General features: G+C 45.7%; 15 protein-coding genes. 8 read left to right on the forward strand and 7 right to left on the reverse strand.

Annotated elements, in window-relative coordinates; translation table 11 throughout:
- Positions 1-8: 8 nt before the first annotated feature.
- A complete protein-coding gene (locus QUA80_RS11615) occupies positions 9-1,943 on the reverse strand; it encodes a ferredoxin--nitrite reductase (protein ID WP_445302229.1) in 1,935 nt (644 codons plus the stop codon).
- A gap of 562 nt (positions 1,944-2,505) precedes the next feature.
- On the opposite strand from QUA80_RS11615, the gene QUA80_RS11620 reads away from it, so the two are divergent.
- The gene (locus tag QUA80_RS11620; RefSeq protein ID WP_333424257.1) at positions 2,506-2,721 is read left to right on the forward strand and encodes a hypothetical protein; all 216 of its coding nucleotides are present in this window, start codon (positions 2,506-2,508) and stop codon (positions 2,719-2,721) included.
- A gap of 89 nt (positions 2,722-2,810) precedes the next feature.
- Here QUA80_RS11620 and QUA80_RS11625 read toward each other — a convergent pair whose 3' ends face one another.
- On the reverse strand, positions 2,811-3,104 hold the full coding sequence (locus QUA80_RS11625) for a hypothetical protein (RefSeq protein ID WP_333424259.1): 294 nt from the start codon (positions 3,102-3,104) through the stop codon (positions 2,811-2,813).
- Between the two features lie 168 nt (positions 3,105-3,272).
- On the opposite strand from QUA80_RS11625, the gene QUA80_RS11630 reads away from it, so the two are divergent.
- From QUA80_RS11630 to QUA80_RS11640, 3 genes are all read left to right on the forward strand, one after another.
- Complete coding sequence (locus QUA80_RS11630; protein ID WP_333424260.1) at positions 3,273-3,542, forward strand: hypothetical protein; 270 nt, start codon at positions 3,273-3,275, stop codon at positions 3,540-3,542.
- 152 nt (positions 3,543-3,694) lie between these two features.
- Entirely contained in the window at positions 3,695-4,132 is a 438-nt protein-coding gene (locus QUA80_RS11635; RefSeq protein WP_333424262.1) for a secondary thiamine-phosphate synthase enzyme YjbQ, read from the forward strand.
- Positions 4,133-4,361: 229 nt separating this feature from the next.
- A complete protein-coding gene (locus QUA80_RS11640; protein WP_333424264.1) occupies positions 4,362-5,264 on the forward strand; it encodes a PEP-CTERM sorting domain-containing protein in 903 nt (300 codons plus the stop codon).
- 87 nt (positions 5,265-5,351) lie between these two features.
- Here QUA80_RS11640 and QUA80_RS11645 read toward each other — a convergent pair whose 3' ends face one another.
- The 5 genes from QUA80_RS11645 to QUA80_RS11665 all read right to left on the reverse strand — a co-directional run bounded on the left by QUA80_RS11645 (position 5,352) and on the right by QUA80_RS11665 (position 15,814).
- Complete coding sequence (locus tag QUA80_RS11645) at positions 5,352-9,197, reverse strand: FG-GAP-like repeat-containing protein (protein ID WP_333424266.1); 3,846 nt, start codon at positions 9,195-9,197, stop codon at positions 5,352-5,354.
- Entirely contained in the window at positions 9,194-9,601 is a 408-nt protein-coding gene (locus QUA80_RS11650) for a DUF4347 domain-containing protein (protein WP_333424268.1), read from the reverse strand. Before QUA80_RS11650 ends, QUA80_RS11645 begins: the two co-directional genes overlap by 4 nt.
- 569 nt (positions 9,602-10,170) lie before the next feature.
- On the reverse strand, positions 10,171-12,825 hold the full coding sequence (locus QUA80_RS11655; protein ID WP_333424270.1) for a C39 family peptidase: 2,655 nt from the start codon (positions 12,823-12,825) through the stop codon (positions 10,171-10,173).
- A gap of 663 nt (positions 12,826-13,488) precedes the next feature.
- Positions 13,489-13,938, reverse strand: coding sequence for a peroxiredoxin (locus QUA80_RS11660; RefSeq protein ID WP_333424272.1), 450 nt, complete (start codon positions 13,936-13,938; stop codon positions 13,489-13,491).
- Positions 13,939-14,323: 385 nt separating this feature from the next.
- Complete coding sequence (locus tag QUA80_RS11665) at positions 14,324-15,814, reverse strand: catalase (RefSeq protein WP_333424274.1); 1,491 nt, start codon at positions 15,812-15,814, stop codon at positions 14,324-14,326.
- A 154-nt stretch (positions 15,815-15,968) separates the two neighbouring features.
- On the opposite strand from QUA80_RS11665, the gene QUA80_RS11670 reads away from it, so the two are divergent.
- The 4 genes from QUA80_RS11670 to QUA80_RS11685 all read left to right on the forward strand — a co-directional run bounded on the left by QUA80_RS11670 (position 15,969) and on the right by QUA80_RS11685 (position 19,306).
- The gene (locus QUA80_RS11670) at positions 15,969-17,162 is read left to right on the forward strand and encodes an ATP-binding protein (RefSeq protein WP_333424276.1); all 1,194 of its coding nucleotides are present in this window, start codon (positions 15,969-15,971) and stop codon (positions 17,160-17,162) included.
- A 3-nt stretch (positions 17,163-17,165) separates the two neighbouring features.
- Positions 17,166-17,876 (forward strand): hypothetical protein, encoded by a 711-nt coding sequence (locus QUA80_RS11675; protein ID WP_333424278.1) that lies wholly within the window; start codon positions 17,166-17,168, stop codon positions 17,874-17,876.
- 72 nt (positions 17,877-17,948) lie between these two features.
- On the forward strand, positions 17,949-18,359 hold the full coding sequence (locus QUA80_RS11680) for an Npun_F0494 family protein (protein WP_333424279.1): 411 nt from the start codon (positions 17,949-17,951) through the stop codon (positions 18,357-18,359).
- Positions 18,360-18,742: 383 nt separating this feature from the next.
- A complete protein-coding gene (locus QUA80_RS11685; protein WP_333424281.1) occupies positions 18,743-19,306 on the forward strand; it encodes a Uma2 family endonuclease in 564 nt (187 codons plus the stop codon).
- Positions 19,307-19,372 lie beyond the last annotated feature (66 nt).

Raw genomic sequence — 19,372 nt, forward strand, 5'->3', positions numbered from 1 at the left:
TTGTGAGATCAGGCGTCGATCGACACTTTGCCGATCGCCCGCGCGCTGCAAGCTAAAATGAACCCTGGTTCTAAGTCTCGGGCCGCGTCGGGTTGGCTGTCGTAGACTGTTTGGCCTTCTAGGAGTTGCTGCTTGCAAGTGCCGCAGGTTCCCGACCGGCAACTGCTGTCAAGTTCGACTCCGGCCCGTTCGGCAACATCGAGAATGAACTCATCTTCGCTGCAAGGAACTTCTTTGCCCGATCGAGCGAAAATTACAGTAGATGTCTGAGGTTTGGCTGCCGAGACTGCTGTTTCGTCCCTGTCAACCGTCAGTTGCAGTTGCCGGTTGAGCGAAACTACATTTTCTTGAGATGGATTGGGAACCGCCCCGAAGTTATCGACTAACAGTTGGCGCAGCACTGGTTTGAGGTCTTCGCAAGGGATGCTTTTTTGGACGCAAGTACCCAAATGAGCGTCTTTTCCAACCGTGCCTCCCATGTAAATGTCTACACCTTCAAGGGTTTTGCCGTTCTTGCGAACTTTTGTTCCCATCAAACCAATGTCTGCTACTTGGGGTTGACCGCAGGAATTGGGGCAACCCGTCCAGTGAATTCTGACCGGTTTGGGAACTGACAGTTCGAGTTCGAGTTCCTCAATCATTGCCACGGCGCGGCTTTTGGTTTCGATGAGGGCGAAGTTGCAAAACTTAGCGCCGGTGCAGGAAACCAATGCCCGCATCAGGGGTGCGGGGTTGATGGAAAAACGCTGCAACAGCGGTTCTTTGACCAGCGATTCAATCCGCGAGTCGGGAACGTTAGGAACAATCACGTTTTCTTCGACGGTGAGCCTGAGCTCGCCGCTGCCGTAAACCTCGGCGATTCTGGCCAAATCGAACAAATCCGATGCCTGCAGCCGTCCGACGGGAACGTGCAACCCTACATAGTTGAGCCCTGATTGTTTTTGCGGGTAGATGCCGATGTGGTCGCGTTTGTCCCAGAGGATTTCATCTTTGGGGGCGGCGGCGGGCAAAGTGCGACCTAATTCTTGTTCGACTTCGGATCGGAATTGTTCGATTCCCAGTTCGTCAATCAGCCACATCAGTCGCGATTTTTGGCGGTTTACTCTCGGGCCTCGATCGCGAAACACAGTTAAAATTGCTTTGCACAAATCTACAACGTCGCCGGGACTTGCCCAGGCGTTGAGGGGAACTGCTGCCTCGCAGCGTTTGGCGGAGAAGAAACCGCCGACTAAAACGTTAAAGCCGATGTTGCCGTCTTTGTAGGCTGGTACGAAGGCGATGTCGTTGATTTCTGCGTGGACTGAGTTGTCGCGGCAGCCTGCGATCGCAATATTAAACTTTCTCGGCAAATTTGAAAACGCGGGGTTGCCTTCGCCGCTGTTCGTAATCAAATCTTGGACTTGGTTCGCCAGTTCTCGCGTATCAATCAGTTCGTCGGCGTCCAGGCCCGCGACTGGGGAACCCGTGATGTTACGCACGTTGTCCATCCCGGACTGGATGCTGGTCATGCCCGCTTCTTTGAGGCGGCGGAAGATGTCGGGTACGTCTTCGATGCGAATTCCTCGCAGTTGCAGGTTTTGTCTGGTGGTGATGTCGGCGCTGCCGTCGTCCCCGTAGCGCTGGACGATTTCTGCTAGCGTTCTGGTTTGATTGCTAGTAATGATGCCGTTGGGCAAGCGCAGCCGCATCATAAATTTGCCGGGAGTTACTGGCCGAAAAAAGATGCCGAGCCATTTGAGGCGGTGCTCGCGATCGATTTCGTCCATTGCTTGCCAGCCGATTGCGGCGAAGTGGTCGAGTTCGGCTGTTAATGCTAAGCCATCTTTTTCGGCTTTGAGTTTTTCAAACTTGTTCAGGCTCGCTTGGGCTTTGGGTTCTACTGTTTGGGTCATCGGTTTACCCTCGCTGCTGGCTTGTTGGGGAGAAGTATTGACTTGGAGCATAAAGTGTGTGTTTCCTGCTAACCTTAGTGAGTGTATGGATTTAAAACTGTATATTTAGTTACTCGATCGAATTTCTTTTAAGCATGGTTAGTCTTCTGTATATTTCAGCTTTACTAGGCGCTGCCTCGAACTGCGCCAAACTATGTATAGTTATAGTTGCTACCGATGGTTCGGTCGATCGCTGCGTTTCGATGCACCTTTGTTATGAGCTAATGTAAAGCCCGCGATTGTAAATATTCGTAGCTATTTTTACAAAATATTGAGTTTTATGAATATTTCGCATCAGGCAGATGCGTTTTATACATGGGTAATGGGTAAAGAGGCCCACATAACCGAAAAATCTCTCTAAATCTTTAGAATTGGAAGGGGAGAGGGGGAATTTGGGATATCTAAGATTAATGTTGTGAGTGCGATCGCAGAATTAAAACGCGATCGTCACACAATTAGATGGGTTCCTGTCACATAATTTGTCTCAAAACATCACCTTCTCTGCTATGCCAGCGTCACTCTTGATTTTCCAATAACGAGAGAAGATACAAGTATCGAATTCAGGGAATGTCTCATGTTTTTAGTTCAACTTATTCCCGGGGCTATTTCCGAAATGCTTGCCTCTGTTACCGATACGGGTTGTTTGACTTTAGCCGATCGCTACGGTTTGATGGCCGCTGTTTTGGACGACTCTCTCGACGATGAATGCAGACTTTCGATCAACCGCCTGCTGCGTTCTGTAGTGAAGGGAAGAGTCAAGATAGTCAACGAACTCTCGGCGATATGTTAACAGCATTTAAATAACAGCATTTAAAAAATAGCAATGCCCAATAGTTGCGAGCAACTATTTGTGAAATTTGATTGATTTTATGCAGCGCTTCAAGTGTTGAAAACACCGCCCGAGTTAGAAGGAACCAGCGATGCCTGCACCGGATGTATTGCAGGAACTTTGTTGACTGTTGTAAAAACGTGCGATCGCTCCTCGCCGTCAATCGATTTTAGATTTGAGATTTGAGATTTTAGATTGACTCTACGGATAAATGCTCTTTCTTGAGGATTTTCGATTTGAGATGCTTTCGATTGATTCCACGGATAAATCCCGGGGCTTGTACCACCTTTGAAATTCTTGGTCAGTCGATTTTCGATTTTCGATTTACTCCACAAGACTGGCACTGCATCAATCTTCGATCGATAAATTGACCGCAGATGAAAAGCAGATAAACAGCAATCAACGCTGATGCTTTTCCTGAATAGTTTGTGAATGAATCCAATGCAAGTCTACAGATGAATCTGGGATCTTGAACAAGACCGTTACCCGTTCACCTGCCCAAGAGTCGAAGGGTGTCAAGTTTTTCTCCCTCCACTACAGCAGTCGGGGGCTTGGCTCCATTTTGGGGCGGGGTCAAAAAAATTTCGGATTATCCAATTCTGGCAACAAGTGCGGCACTTAAAAAAAAAGTGCATCTCCACAGAGAGTTTCGATCGGCGAGCGAGTCGGTGCGGTCGATCGCCTATAATAGAATTCTGGGCGATCGGCATTTTAGGACTTTGAAGACTGAAGTCCTCACTACAAAAATAATTATCATTATTGAACCACCGGGCTGGAGATGACCGAAAGCATCCAGGATACAAGCCCCCGGATTCATCCGTGGAGAAATCAAAAACGTGTATCCGAGAAACTTGCCCCCAAATTTATCCGTGGGGTCAATGCTTCAATTCTTTAATCTCAAATCTCAAATCTAAAATCGATTGACAGGCAACTTATGAAAATTATTAATCAAACAATCGAAATACTAACAGAGTCAGGCATCGGTATCTACAACATCACGCCCCAAATTGTCGAGTTTCTTGACAGCAGTGCGATCAAAAATGGACAATTGCTAGTATTTTCCCGACACACTACTACAGCTTTAGCAATCAATGAAGATGAAGAAAGATTGCTAACAGATATTAAAGTATACCTGCAAAAATTAGCGCCTCCTGGCGACAAATACCTGCACAACGACTTGCATTTAAGAATAGTTCCGCCAGATGAACCGATCAACGCTCACTCTCACTTGATGGCAATGACGCTCAATACCAGCGAAGTAATTCCAATTGCTGAAGGTAAATTAGCACTGGGGACTTGGCAATCTGTTTTATTTTTCGATTTAGACGGGCCGCGAAATAGAACTGTATTTATTCAAATTATGGGTGAATAGTTAGTAAAAAGAAGAAACAAGAAGTCAGCAGGAAGAAAACATACACAGCAAGCTTTTGAGCGAGCCATATTTTATGTTTAATTAGGTGGATTTACTGATGGCGCGATCGCCGGACCAAATCTTTACCGAAACTTTAATAAACTGGGTCGGAATTTGTGATTTACTGAAAATTAAAAACAGTCGATCGTGCAGACTGGACACTTTAAAACTCATTCCCAGGGAGCATTTTATGAATTCTATTGCTAAAAACAGCATCCACTGGACTTACTCAGTGGCTGTTTTCTGTGCCCTTTTCGCAATACAGCCACAAAAAGCTACAGCAGCAACGCTATCTAACGGCTGGAATTATGCGATCGATTCCTTCAACGACGGCGTGACAGGGGCCCAAATCGGCGGGGGCGAATTTGAATTTTACGGCATCGCCATCAAAGAAACATCAGATACAGCTTTCATCGCGATTAACTCCAATCTAAGTTTAGCAGGATACGCCGACCCGCTAGCTCAAAGAGGCAACATCAACTACGGCGATTTATTCTTCAATTTTTCCGGTCAAGATTTCAAGACAGCTAACGCAAACGGCAGCTTGTTTGGTATCCGCTTTGCCGAAGGAAATGACTCCGGCGTAGCGACCACAGGCATTTACAGTAACGTTACTGCTAAAAACGTCACCCAAATTAACTCTGGATTTACAAATATAAGTCAATTCAATACGGTAGTTGCATCTCAAGGTGGAACCCCATCAATGGGCGATTTAGCTGCCACCGACCCCTATTTTGAACAAACAGGTAACTGGACGGTTCTCAACTCAATAGCTACGGGTACAAAAGTAGGAGACATCAATCTTTTAACGCCAGCTACTTTGAGCGCCCTCGGTCTTAATTTCGGTCAGTTTAATGCAGTAGGTTCTCAAACAATCGGATTCAGTTTCAATAAATCCTCAATGCCTTCGGGGAACTATATTGCTAACTTGTTGGCCGAGTGCGCTAACGATGCGATCGCCATTAAAGGATCGTTTGAACAAGGCTATGCTGAACCAGTACCAGAACCTGCTACTATATTCGGTACTTTAGCCGGATTTGCGATTCTAGGCATTGGCGCAGCGAAACGCAAAATTAAGTGCAAGATTAGCTAAAATGGATTTTAGATCGAGTCCCGTAGGGACACGGCAATCCCGTGTCCTGCACTTCATAAACTGCAATCTGCTGTATCTACTACTCCTCTAAGCTAGATTGAAATTGGCAGCATTAATCTGGCTGGCAGACACTCCATTCAGAGAAGCTAAAATCTGACCACTTGCTGACAAACGGATGAAACTTGCACTGTTTTCTTGAGTAATTGACAGTTGGGAGAAAGTGAGATTGTTGGCCAGTATTAGCAAATCTTTGCCCTCCTCAAAATCCAAGATAGTATCGATGCCAGAATTGGTGGAAAGCAAGAATCGATCGTTGCCAGCACCTCCTGACAAAACATCACTTCCCAAACCGCCAGTCAGCAAATCATCACCGTTACCACCCAGTAGAAGATCGGTGCCATCACCGCCATTCAAACTGTCATCACCGCGACCGGCATACAAAACATCATCACCGCTACCTCCCAGCAATGTATCGTTACCATTGCCACCATAAAGAGTGTCATTCCCAAGGCATCCATCTAGCAAATCGTTATTTTGATTTCCGCTTAAGAAATCATTGCCATCACCTCCGCAGATACTATCATCTCCGAAGTTACCGTAAAGACTATCCTCACCTTCGCTGCCCGAGATAATATCATTTCCCTTACCCCCCAATCCGATATCATTTCCTTTATCGCCGTCGATAAAATCAGCACCGAAATTGCCAAAAAGTAAGTCGTTGTCTTCCTTGCCATTTATCGAATCGTTCCCCCGATCGCCGAAAATGAGATCTTCACCTTCACCGCCCAAAATGATATCATTGTGTTTGCCACCCGACAGGATATCATCTCCCCGATCGCCGCTAACAAAATCATTTTGTTTGTTGCCGTAAAAAGTATCGTTGTTTTCGCCTCCGTATAAGTTGTCATTGCCGAAACCCGCATCGAATATGTTCGGACTTGAACTGCCGTAAAAAGCGTCATTGTCCGGCGTACCAAACTGGATTTCACCACTGCCATTGCTGGTGATAGTATTTTCAAATTCATTGGGTACATCCAAATTTGGATACTCAATAGTATTGCAAATGCAATCAGTTTCAGTTGAAGTGGGTGTCGGCGTTTCCAGTGGCGTTGGCGTCGGAGTTGCCGATGGTGTGGGAGTTGGTGAAGTCGGAGTTTCCGATGGTGTGGGAGTTGGCGTCGGTGTTGGTGTTGGCGCTGGTGTTGGCGCTGGCGTCGGTGTTGGTGTTGGCGCTGGTGTTGGCGCTGGCGTCGGAGTTTCCGATGGCGTCGGAGTTTCCGATGGCGTCGGCGGTGTTGGCGCTGGCGTCGGTGTTGGCGTCGGCGGTGTCGGCGGTGTTGGCGCTGGCGTCGGTGTCGGCGTTGGTGTAGGCGCTGGTGTCGGTGTCGGTGGTTCTGGTGTGGGCGTTGGTGTGGGCGTCGGCGGTGTGGGCGTCGGTGTGGGCGCTGGTGTCGGTGTCGGTGGTTCTGGTGTCGGTGTCGGTGGTTCTGGTGTGGGCGTTGGTGTCGGTGTCGGTGGTTCTGGTGTGGGCGTTGGTGTAGGCGTTGGTGGTTCTGGTGTGGGCGTTGGTGGTTCTGGTGTGGGCGTTGGTGTCGGTGTCGGTGGTTCTGGTGTCGGCGTTGGCGTTGGTGTCGGCGTTGGCGGTGTCGGTGTCGGTGGTTCTGGTGTCGGCGTCGGCGCTGGCGTCGGTGCAGTGTAGTTAATAATAGTTGTGGTAGCGGTATCAGCGGTAATTATTGGTGTTACCGCTGCGATGCCTGTGGGATCTGACAGGGTGACGGTAATAGTTTCATCGGGTTCAACCGTGGTGTCGCCCAACACATCCAGAGTGATGGTTTTTGATGTTTCACCTGTCGCAAAATTAATTGTGCCAGTAGCAGTTTTTGCCCCAGAAGTGCCGCCGATATTGTTGTAATCGCTGCCGTTGGTAGCTGTTCCTGCGATCGCATATTTGACGCTACTTGCCCCGTTAGTGACGTTGCTGCGAGTCACAGTGAAAGTTAGAGGTTTTTTGCCGCTATTGCCTTCGTCAATGCTGGCAGTATCGGTGGCAATGGCATAAGCAACAGAAACCCGATCGGAAATAGTTAGTGTTGTTTTTTTTGTGAAGCCCGCAATCCCACCAGTAATTGTCCCCAAGTTGAAAATTACAGTTTCGGGGTTTTCAGAGAGATTGTCAGGCTTGATAGTAACTGCAATATTCTTGGTGAGTTCGTCACCTGTTGAACCTGCGGGGAAGGTAATCGAAGTAGGGGAAAAGGTGTAGTCTGTATTTTGGGTGGCTGTGCTGCTGGAGTCGAGGAGAATTGGCACAACTACATCGTTTAAGGGAGTGCCACCGGTGATGTTGACGGGAATATTAACTACTGTGTCTGTTGTTCCTTCCACGCCGCTGTAAGTTGCTGCACCGAAATTAACTGTATTCGATGTATTCAGTAGAACCGAGACAGTTTGATCGAAAGCCGTAGCTATATCCAACTTGCCGTCAGCATTAAAATCTCTCGCAAGCATATAAGCATATGCGAAAGAATTCGGGATCGTAAAGTTGCTGATAGTACCAAATTTACCCGTACCATCTCCTAACAAAACTGAAAGGTAGGTACTAAAGTAGTTAGACGTGGCTAAATCGAGTTGGCCGTCGGCATTAAAATCCCCTGCAACCACAGATTGGGGAAATCCTCCAGTAGTTGCGACATTAAAGTTGTTAGCAGTATCAAAATTACCCGTACCATCTCCCAAGAAGACTGAGACAGATTTATCGGTGCTGTTATTAGTGGCGATATCGAGTTTGCTGTCACCATTAAAGTCGCCTGTGACGACGGTTCGCTGAGTCCCGCCGATGCTGCCATTGTTAGTGGGGGAGCTAAGGTTAACGGGGGAGTTAAAGTTGCCTTTACCATCTCCTAAGAAAACGGAGATGTTATTAGTCTTTTCATTGTTAGACGTGACTAAATCGAGTTTGCCGTCGCCGTTAAAGTCGGCTGTGGCAACAGTAAACTTTGGTGTTTGTGTACTAATCTTAACGGGAGTGCCAAAGCTACCAGTACCGTCTCCAAAAAGTATTGAAATGAAGTTATCAAAAATGGAGTAAGGAGTTGTGGCTAAATCTAACTTGCCATCTCCATTAAAGTCACCGGTTACGATCGACTTATGATCTATCCCTTGACCGAAATTGGTAGGATCGCCAAAACTGCCAGTACCCGTCCCCAGTCGGATCGAAACGAAATTGCCGTTATTGGAAAAACCGAAATTCGTTGTAGCTAAATCGAGTTTGCCATCTCCATTAAAGTCGCCCACTGCAACGCCATTGGGATTCTCTTTACCTGGCTTAAATAAGCTGATAGGAGTACCAAAGCTGCCCGTAGTACCCGTCCCCAACAATATGGCAAGATCTTTTGGGAAGTTGTTTTCCCCCATTGGCACTACTAAGTCGAGGAAACCGTCACCATTAAAATCGCCGGTACCAATGTCAGAAATCCTTCCTTGGCCCGAACTATAGTTTCTGGCTTCACTTAAGGTTGCAAGGACGTGGTTGTATGCTGCTAGAACTTCGGGCCGAAATGCTAAAGGGGCTGCTATTTTCCCGGTAGTGACTTCTAGTTCCCAGTCGCCGCCTTTTGCTGCACTTCCGGTGAGGTTTTTGGAGGCGGCAACGTTGGTATTTGTGAGTTGGGCGATGCGCTGGATGAAGGTGAAACCGTCTATTTTGTGTTTGCGATCGATCGCAGATTGATTATCGATCGCGCGTCGATCGTCTATGGCGTATTCTCGATCTATTATGGCGTTTTCACGATCGATCGCGTATTCATCATCGATCGCCCGTCGATCGTTTATCGCGTACTCATCGGTTCCGCCGTTCGTTTCAACCCCCGTCTCATAGCGAAAGTCCTCTGAAGAGGACTGTTTATTGAGGTTGTTTTCAGTCGGTTTCAACCGACTTTCGCTTTGAGACAGGGTTTCAACCCCTGGCGGACTTTCGGACTAGCGTGAGAATCTGATGCGACATTGCAACCGTAAATCAGAATGTCCGCACCCAGAGTTAAGGCACTCCGCCACTGCTGCAATTTCTCGGAATAAGTTTCCAGATTTTCAGAACACAATCTGGTTTTGCCCAGTTGCAAGCTGCCCGGAGCCCCGTGAGAAACTATGTGAACGCTATCTATATTAGTGCGAAGAGCTAAAATTTGAGTAATTTGGTCTATCGCATCCCGATTCCCATCCAAAACCACTACTTCCGTACCCGGTGTTACCCCGGCAATCAAACTTTGATAATCTGTAACAAGGCGATCGATAAAGGCGATCGCACTTCCTGAAACTTGAAAATTAAAATTTGGCATCACACCACCTATTGCTGGTTTAAAAAAGAGTGAAAATTTGTATGCAATCATAACCATTGATTGCATACAACTCTGTAAATTTTTGATAAAGATGTATTGATAAATAGTCCCTCGATCGACCTTGGGAGTGCCAAGAGTGCCTCCCCTCCGCCCACGAGGGCAACCGCGCCGCGGGGGGATTGCCCCTACAAAGAATGGGCGGGATATGCAAATCGGGTCGATCGCACTTTCTACCGTCTTGCTATTAAATCGGTGGCTATTTGAGAACTTGAGTGAGTTCTCATCGACTTCTCATCGACTTTTGATTAGACCTCTCCCATAATTGGGTTTTTGTGCAGATGGGACAAGGCGTAACGCAATGAAAATAGTTAAAATTATTAAGTAATCTTGCGGGCGATCGAGACTGCGATACAAACGATATATCTAATAGAGGTAGGGACACGGCAATGCCGTGTCCCTACGGGGATATTGATAGTACCTATAAACCTGCAATCTGCTGTAAATTGACACAAATGCACTGCCAACCCTAGCCGGATCGACTGTCGCAATCTCGATCGCACCTAAAAAGCTTAGCGCGAGATAAAATGCGCCCAAACATTCCCATCTGGCCCTGCAACTTGATTGACGTAACTGTAGGGATACATCAACTTTCTCCCCTCAGTATTGCTGTAACCAGTGAGTGCATCTCCCCAAGGATCTTGCACGATATAACCCTGAGAATTGTAGCCAATTACAGTAAGAATGTGACCGGCAGCAGTAAAATCTCCAGCTAAAACTACCGGTCGCCGATTCAGCAATTCCGATCGCACCTCGGCCCACGTGCGAGTCGTACTAAAACTCGTCTTAAACCCGTAGGCTTGGATCAGCGCCGAAAGCACGCTGTGATCCGTTTGAGAACCCTGACCGGCATAGTCGAAACACCACTGCAACAACTCATCCTCCAACTGTCCGCCCCACTGAGAACGAACGCCATAGTAATAAAATACCATCGCGATCGAAGTTACGTTGCAAGTAGACCAGTCAAAACGCGGATTGTCCCGCTGCGAAAAATACGGCACATTCAATTCCACATTGTTCGGAACCGGGTCGAAAATTTTATCTCCCCGCTTGAACTGAACAAAACTAGGAAAAACATAACCTGTATTGCCAAAATTCGGCAGTTCTTCAGTCAGGGAAACTTTCAGGTGAGAGCCTTCCGCACCGTAGCTGTTCACGCCGTAAACTCGACCTAAAGGCAGCGTAGTTTTCTCGGTACTGCTCAGGCTCGCAGCATCTACCGGCCGTTTTTTAAACACAGTTGCTTGCAGGATTGTCATCGTCAAAGCAGCGGGGTCAAAGGGAACTTCTTTGCCGTCTTTTTTAATTTTAACGTCCTGCCAATAAATAAATCCGATATTGCCGAAACCGGGAATAGATTCGGCAAGAGTTACTCGGAAATGCCCCAAAATGCAGGCATAACCAGTAATGGCATAGGTAGTGCCTAAAAGTAGGTTAGCAATTTGATCGGCCGGCAGTTTCGATGAATCTTCGGGTTTAGATTTAATCTGAGTTGTTTGAGTTACCAACAGTTGAGCGCTGACGTTGCTATTCGGTACGTCTGCTAGGTCAAATCTTAGGATTTGAGTACCTTTAGCAAGCTGAACGTCGGGTTCGTAAAAATAGCCAAAAGTGCCGATCGGCCAAATTGCTGAATCCAGAACCACCTTGAGATGCCCGTCAATAAATCCGTATTTGCTAACGGTCAACGTCTGGCCTGCTTTGACAAAAACTTTTTGCTGATTGTTGAGCCGGGAAGAATCAAGGGGACTGACCTTAAACAAAGTGTCAGAAACTATTTTTAAGGTCAAACCTTTTCCGACAGTTAGCGGATCGGAAGTTACGGTAATGTAAATTATTTGGCTGCCAGTAACGTTACCTTTGCTGTCAGTTGCCCGCAACCTCAGCCACCGAGCTCCCGCTACGCTAAATCCTTTAGGCAAATTAACTTCCCAAGTGCTGGCAGTTTGGTTTAGCGTGACGCTTAGGGACAATGTATCCTCAGCTATCACCTCAATTTTTGCTGCTTGTTGCCGGTCAAAAGTACCCCGAAGGACGATCGGCTGATTTACTAAAACTTCTGACGGCCCTTGATAGGTTAAATTCACAGCGGGATTAAAAGATTTGCCGCCGCGGCTGAATTGCACAAAATCGGGATAAATGAAACCTGTATTGCCAAATTGCGGCAAATTCTCGGTCAGAGAGACTTTTATGTGGCTTTGTTCGATCGAGAATCCGGCAATTCCGTAAATCATTCCCGCCGGCAAGGTAATTTTTTCTTGGGGTGGCAGGCTAGCGGCATTTACCGGGCGCTTTTTAAACACAGTCGTTTTGATGATTGTCATCGTAACTGCATTTCTATCATACTCAATTCCCCTCCCGTCTCGCAAAATTTGGACGTGCAGCCAGTACAGAAATCCAGAAGTTCCTAAGTTAGGAACTGCCCGAGCAAAAGCGACTCGGAAATGGTTTTCAACGCAAGCGTAGCCGAGAAGATTGAAAGTTTCTCCTGAGTTAAATTGTAATTTCTGAGTAGGTCCTAAAGTTCCAGAATCTGCGGGGGTAAACTTTAACCATGTCTTTTTGATTACCCACAGTAACTGCATTCCAGGCGGCGGGACGGGCAACTCGGCGCGATCGAAGATCAGAATTTTTGCGCCTTTGGTGATCGCTACGTGTTTTTCGTAGAAAAAACCAGAGGTTCCCACCGGAGGAATTGAATTATTTAGTTGAACATTCAGGTGACCGTCTTCTAACTCGTAGTCCCTAATTTGATAAATTTTCCCGGCTGGTACGTCCGCTTTTTGCAGGTTGTTAAGATTGCTGGCGGGCAGTGTTCCGGCTTTGAATTTGGTATCTGTGAGAGTAATTAACGTGAAAAATTGAGCGGGTGACCCAGAAGCAGGATTAACTTTGATGTTAATTGTTTGTTGGCCGATAACTTTGCCAGTCTTATCAGTTGCCCTCACCTGCACTGTGCGAGTTCCTGCGCTATCGAATCCTTTTTCTAAACTGATGTTCCAAATGCCTCTAGAGAGATTTATCCCGACATTCAGGGCATTTGAGCCTTCTAATGCTGAAATCGCTGTCACTAGATTTTTGTCAAAAGTGCCAACTAAGACAGCGGCTTTATTGACCTCAATTTCTCGCGGGCCTAAGTAACTCAAAATAATATTGCTGCTTGTCATTATATATCCCCCTACCTACTTAATTATTCAGCTAAAGCAAGGATAACTTCTGATTTTATCAAACACAATGACTCGAACCAGGACAAAATCGCCCCTAGATTCAGCCTACGGGCGGTTAATGCCTTTTACAGCATAAGTTTTTAATTATTGGCGGGATTGTCGCCACAAATCTCACTTTAGGCGTACAATAAGCACCTTAACCGAATATATGCCTGGTTGAGAGGATTTGCGGTGCAAGTTTTGACGGAAGGAATTTAGTTCGAGTAAGTTGCTTCCCCCTGTACCCTTGACCCCTCACTTGCTGAGTCAATCGATTTTAGATTTTAGATTTTAGATTTTAGATTAAATAAGGGATGAGAATTAAATAAAATCCACTTTTCATGACTGTTGTGGGATGGGCTCTTATAGCCCGTCCAAAAAGGGCGGGCTCATAGGCCCACCCCACAAACTTGTGTAAGTTATTTAATTCTCATTCCTAATTGAAGCATTGACCCCACGGAAAAATCCGGGGGCTTGTATCCTGGATGCTTGATTGTCAGGACTTACGAAAAAAACCCGGTTCCTAGGAGAATATTGCTTATAGCAACGAGGCATCTAGGAAGAAGCCGGGTTTTTAGCCGTTTGGTGCGTCCAGGAAGGTTAGTGCGATCGGCTAAACTTCGACTAAACTATGGTGACGAGAATATCTTGAGCGTGAGTGTCAACTTTCATGGTTTCCCCTTCATAAACCTGAATAATTTTGCCGGTACCGTCGATGACGAAAGTAACGCGCTTGGCATAACCGCCTTTCTCGACATTCTCGACATCGTAAGCTTTGGTAATCGTGCCATCAACATCTGCTAGTAGCTGGAAAGGCAAACCGTATTTCTCTGTGAACTTTTGGTGCGATTCCTCGTTGTCGCGGCTGACACCGAGAATTACAATATCTTTGCCCTTGTATTCTTCATAAGCTGCTTTGAAACTTTGGGCTTGTCTCGTGCAGCCTGGGGTGTCATCTTTCGGGTAGAAATACAAGATTACGGTTTTACCTGCGAATTGGGACAGGGAGACTGTGTTGCCATTAGTGTCTTTGGCGGTAAATTGAGGGGCAGCGCACCCAACTGGTAATGTCATAGTTTTGTTTCCCTTGTTTGGTTTTTCTTGCAGTTCCTCAACTTATTTTAGTGGGTTCTGTCGCTTTGCAAGAGACCTTTGTTAAAAATCGCGTGAAGCGAAGCTATCCTGTGCTCTTAATCGCCCCCAACTCCATGACGTTAAGCTTTACTGCTTTTAACTTGCACCTAAGACGCGGGCTAAGAATGCCTATTACACGCATAGTTTCAATACTGAGATATTGCACCCTTGTCCATAATCGTTTTTTGAACAGGCAAGATGCCTGTGAAGCGAGAAAATCTAGTCTTTGTGGAACAGGCCGGAAAGCCTGTTCAGCGATCGTAGTGCAAGCTGTGAGATTAGACATCTGCTTTTTAGCAGATGTCTAATTGAATGTTCGCGGGTTCTACACACCAACCGGTTGACCAGCAGCAGCCATCATCGACGGATCGATCGCAATTCCTAAACCTTCTGCAACTTGGCGGCCGTAATTCGGATCGGCGCGGAAGAAATGGCAAAGTTGGCGCATCTGAATCTCCGGTTTTGCTGCACTCAAACTGTCCACAATGTTAGCGACAAGCCGCTGCTGTGCGTCGGGTTTCATCAAGCGATAGAGGTCTCCTGCTTGGGTGTAATCGTCATTGCCCTTGCGGTGATCGTAGCGATCGACTTTGACATTTCCTAAGTCCCAAGCTGGGTCAGCATACGCACAGTTTTGTTTCGGCGCATCCTCGTGGCTGTTGGGTTCGTAGTTCGGCCCGCTACCGCCGTTGTTACCCGGTGCCATTGCGCCATCCCGTTGGTAGTGCATCACCGGACACTTTGGTTGATTGACGGGCAATTGCTGATAGTTTGCACCGAGACGGTAGCGTTGAGCATCTGGATAGGACATGATGCGAGATTGCAGCACTTTGTCTGGAGAGAAGCTAATACCTGGAACGACATTAGAAGGAGAAAATGCCGCCTGTTCCACCTCAGCAAAAAAGTTTTGTGGATTGCGATTGAGTTCAAGAATTCCCACGTCAATTAACGGAAACTCTGAGTGCTTCCACACTTTTGTCAAGTCAAAGGGGTTTTCGCGATACTCGGAGGCTTGGGCCTCGGTCATTACTTGAATGCAAAACCGCCATTTGGGATAATTACCTTGGTCGATCGCCTCAAACAAATCGCGAGTCGCATGATCGGGGTCTTCGCCTTTAATCCGCGTCGCTTCTTCGGCGGTGAAATTATCAATACCCTGCATGGTTTTGAAGTGGAATTTGCACCAAACCCGTTCTCCTCCAGCATTGATGAGGCTGAACGTATGGCTGCCAAAACCGTCCATGTGGCGGTGGCTTTTCGGGGTACCGCGATCGGAAAACAGAATTGTCACCTGATGCAAAGCTTCTGGACTCAGCGACCAAAAATCCCATTTCGCGTCAGGATCTTTGAGATGCGTTTGGGGATGGCGCTTTTGCGTGTGGATAAAATCAGGGAATTTGAGAGGATCGCGGATGAAGAAAATAGGCGTGTTGTTGCCTACTAAATCCCAGTTGCCTTCTTCGGTGTAGAACTTAATCGAAAAACCTCTGGGGTCGCGTTCGGCATCCGCTGAACCTTGTTCGCCGCCTACGGTAGAGAAGCGGAGGAGTACCTGAGTTTGTTTGCCCACTTCTGAGAATAGCTGAGCTTTGGTGTAGCGAGTAATGTCATGGGTGACGGTAAACGTGCCAAATGCAGCGGCTCCTTTGGCATGGACAACGCGCTCGGGAATCCGTTCCCGGTTGAAGTGAGCCAGTTTTTCCATCAGGTGAAAATCCTGCATGAGGATAGGCCCGCGTTCACCTGCTGTCAAGGAGTTCTGGTTATCTGCAACTGGAATCCCGTCAGCGGTTGTCAATGTTTTGTGTTCTGTCATAGTCCGTAAATAGATTGCTCCATCCTAAGTATTCTATAGCTTTGTGGGATGGAGGTGTATCTGCAGAGGTAATTCTCAAATGGGCGATCGGGTGTTATATTATAAGTGTTTCATCCTATTGTTATAAAAATTTTGTAATAAAGGTAACAAATTTATGAAGCTAGATATTTTTGAATATGTGTATAATAAAGGTTTGCCTGGTGAATGGCGAGTTGAAGAATGTCGATTAAGCCAAACAAATTTAATTGTAGGTAAAAATGCTACTGGTAAATCAAGAATTTTGAGGGCAATACATACTCTATCAGAGTTACTATCAGAAAGTGGCTCTCTTGCTCCCCGACCCAAAAGCTATGAATGGCGTTTGTTGTTTGATATTGATCGGCATGAAGAAAAAACAGAATATATATTGAAAATAGAGAAAGGTCTGGTAACTCAAGAAAAATTAATTATCTACAGTGAAAGTGATGAGCCACTTTTAGATAGGGATGAATCAGGTGAAGGAAAAATATTCGCCAAGAAAATTAAGCAAAAAATAGATTTTCAAACTGACAAAACAGAACTCGCAGTTGTTAAGCGTAGAGATTCTATTCAGCATCCATTTTTAGAGAATTTATATCAATGGTCTAGTTCCCTAAGATTTTATGAGTTTGGAACACAGCTAGGTAAAAATCTGATGGCTCGTATTCCTTCCGCAATGGAATTACTGAAAAATAAAACAGATTTCAAGGATTCTGATTTTGTGGTCGGTATATTTGTGATTGGAAAAGAGGAAAGAGGCGATGAGTTTATAAACGCCATTCTCTCTGACATGAGAGAAATTGGTTATAAATTATCAAAGATTGGCACAAAAGTGCCATCTTTAATCAATCCCGATATTTCTGTTGTTGATAGCCCAGATAACTTACCACAATTTTTATATATTCAGGAAGAAGATTTAACTTCGGTTACAGAACAATCAGAAATGTCACAAGGAATGTTTCGAGCTTTATCATTGTTTATTCAAATTAACTACTCTTTACTAGCGAGTAAACCTAGTTGTATTGTGATTGATGATATTGGAGAAGGGTTAGATTATCAACGCTCTTCGTCTATAATTAAACTTCTAATAGACAAAGCTAAAACAGGATTAATTCAACTTATTATGACTACCAATGATGAGTTTATTATGAATGGTGTTCCGCTAGAATATTGGTCATTGATTGAACGAACTCCTGGGAGTGCAAAATTACATAATATTTATAATTCCCGCGAGAAGATTGAGGAGTTTAAATTTATTGGACTTAATAACTTTGATTTGTTCACCAGTGAGTTTCTGTTACAAAAAGAAGGTGATGAAGAGGCAGCATAAATTATGACACCAAAGAAAATTGCTTGTTTTGTTGAAGGACAAACAGAACAGATATTTGTTGAAAGGTTATTTCAGGAAATTGCTGGTTATAAAAAAATATCTATTGAAACTTATAAATTTCAAGGTGGCAAAGCTAATCGTATAATTCAACCACTTAAATTAAGTACGATAAAAAATGCTCCTTTTTTTGTCCTTTTATATGATTGTGGTAATGATGCTCATGTAGTTTCTGATATCAGAAAACAGCATCAGAGCTTAATCAAGAATGGTTATGAAAAAATTTTAGGGCTTAGAGATTTATACCCAATACCTTTAGGAAGAAAAGAAGAAATAGAAACAGGAATCAGAGGATTTTTGAAACTTTTGCAAAAAATAGGAGTTCCAATTTCTGTAATTTTAGCTGTAATGGAAGTTGAAGCATGGTTTTTAGCAGAATGGAATTATTTGGCTAAAATAGATAATCGTTTAACCTGTGATTTTATCATACAAAAATGTGGTTTAGACCTAAGAATCATCGATCCTGAACAAAGGGTACGTCCTAGTCAAGATTTAGATGAAATTTATCGATTAGTAAGTAGAAATTATGATAAAAGTGAAAAAGTCTCGCAAGAGATTATAAATAATCTTGATTATGAATTTTTGTATTTGCACTTGGTTAACAGTGTTAAGCAACTCAAAAAGTTTATTGATGAGATAGATAGTTTCTTGGTTTAGTAAATCAACCGCCAAACTTACCATATAATCGGTAACAATTAAAAATATACAACCTGTTCAGAGATGCTCGCAATGACTTTTATCCCATCCGAAGCGTTTAAATCTATTAGTTATCCCAGCCGCACTGTCAAAAGAGCCGATCGCGCCGTCCGGTGCAGCCCTTTTCAATTACACTTCTTCCAGACCATCCGCGATAACAGTGTTTTCCTAAGTGCGATCGCCTCAAATGCGGGTGTCGAAAGCGGCTACACGCGATCGCCCGTATCCGAACTCGCAGCCGAAAACTCCCTGCTGTGGCTGATCCAAGTCGGCGTACTGCGGCGGGAAGTAGACGGACAAGGGATTACCGACAGTTTTCGCCTCACGCCCCTGGGCCGCCAACTCGTGGAAAAATGGGAACAGGAAGGACAGGGAGTGCCGGCCGCGTCATTGTGCGATCGCATGGGAAATGCCGTTAGCCGCGGGTTGGGAGTATTTCTATGAGGGCTTTTCACTTGCCAGAGTCCGACATTCCGACATTCCGACATTCCGACAGGGAATGAATTCCCTGTCTCATAGCGAAAGTCGGTTAAAACCGACTGCAAGTGTCAATTCAATTCGATGTTGAGTTTCGCCTAAAACCGACTGCAAGTGTCAATTCAATTCGATGTTGAGTTGTGCATTGCACGTCAATCAACCTCCTCAGTCCTCTTGCAGAGGACTTGCGCTATGAGACAGGGATTTCAATCCCTGTCGGACTCGCCGTCAAACGAGTTAGACCCCTTAAAGCCGTCAAGCGAAGGACGGGGTTTTAGACCCATTTTCTTGATAAATTAAATCCGCGATCGCTTAACTATTACAAATTAAATTTAAATCGAATAAAAACAATGGTTCAAACCCCAACTAAACCTTTGACTCTCGATGAATTTCTCCAACTGTCGGAAACCAAACCCGCTAGCGAATTCATCGATGGCCAGATTATCCAAAAACCTATGCCCCAAGGAAAACACAGCACAATTCAAAGCGATTTGGGTGCTGACATCAACCGGGTACTCAAACCCCAACGCATCGCCCGCGCCTATTCAGAATTACGGTGCACCTTTGGCGGTCGATCGACAGTACCCGATCTTGCAGTCTTTACCTGGGAACGCATTCCCCGCGATGAAAACGGCGAAGTAGCCAACACTTTCGCCATCGCCCCCGACTGGACAATCGAAATTCTTTCCCCCGACCAAAGCCAAACTAAAGTCGTCCGCAACATTCTCCACAGTCTCGGCCACGGAACCCAGATGGGCTGGTTGATTGACCCGGAAGAAGAACTGGTATTTGTCTATTTTGCCGATCGCACCATAGCAGTTTTTGAAGAACCGGGCGATCGCATCCCCGTTCCCACCTTCGCCGCATCCTTTAATCTCACCGTCGGTGAAATGTTCAGTTGGCTGAGTGAGTAGCGCCACCTCGGTTTATGAATGATTTAACCGCAGAGGGCGCAGAGGGCGCAGAGTCCGAGAAGAGAG

The organism is Microcoleus sp. F4-D5 (genome assembly GCF_036704885.1).
GTDB lineage: Bacteria > Cyanobacteriota > Cyanobacteriia > Cyanobacteriales > Microcoleaceae > Microcoleus.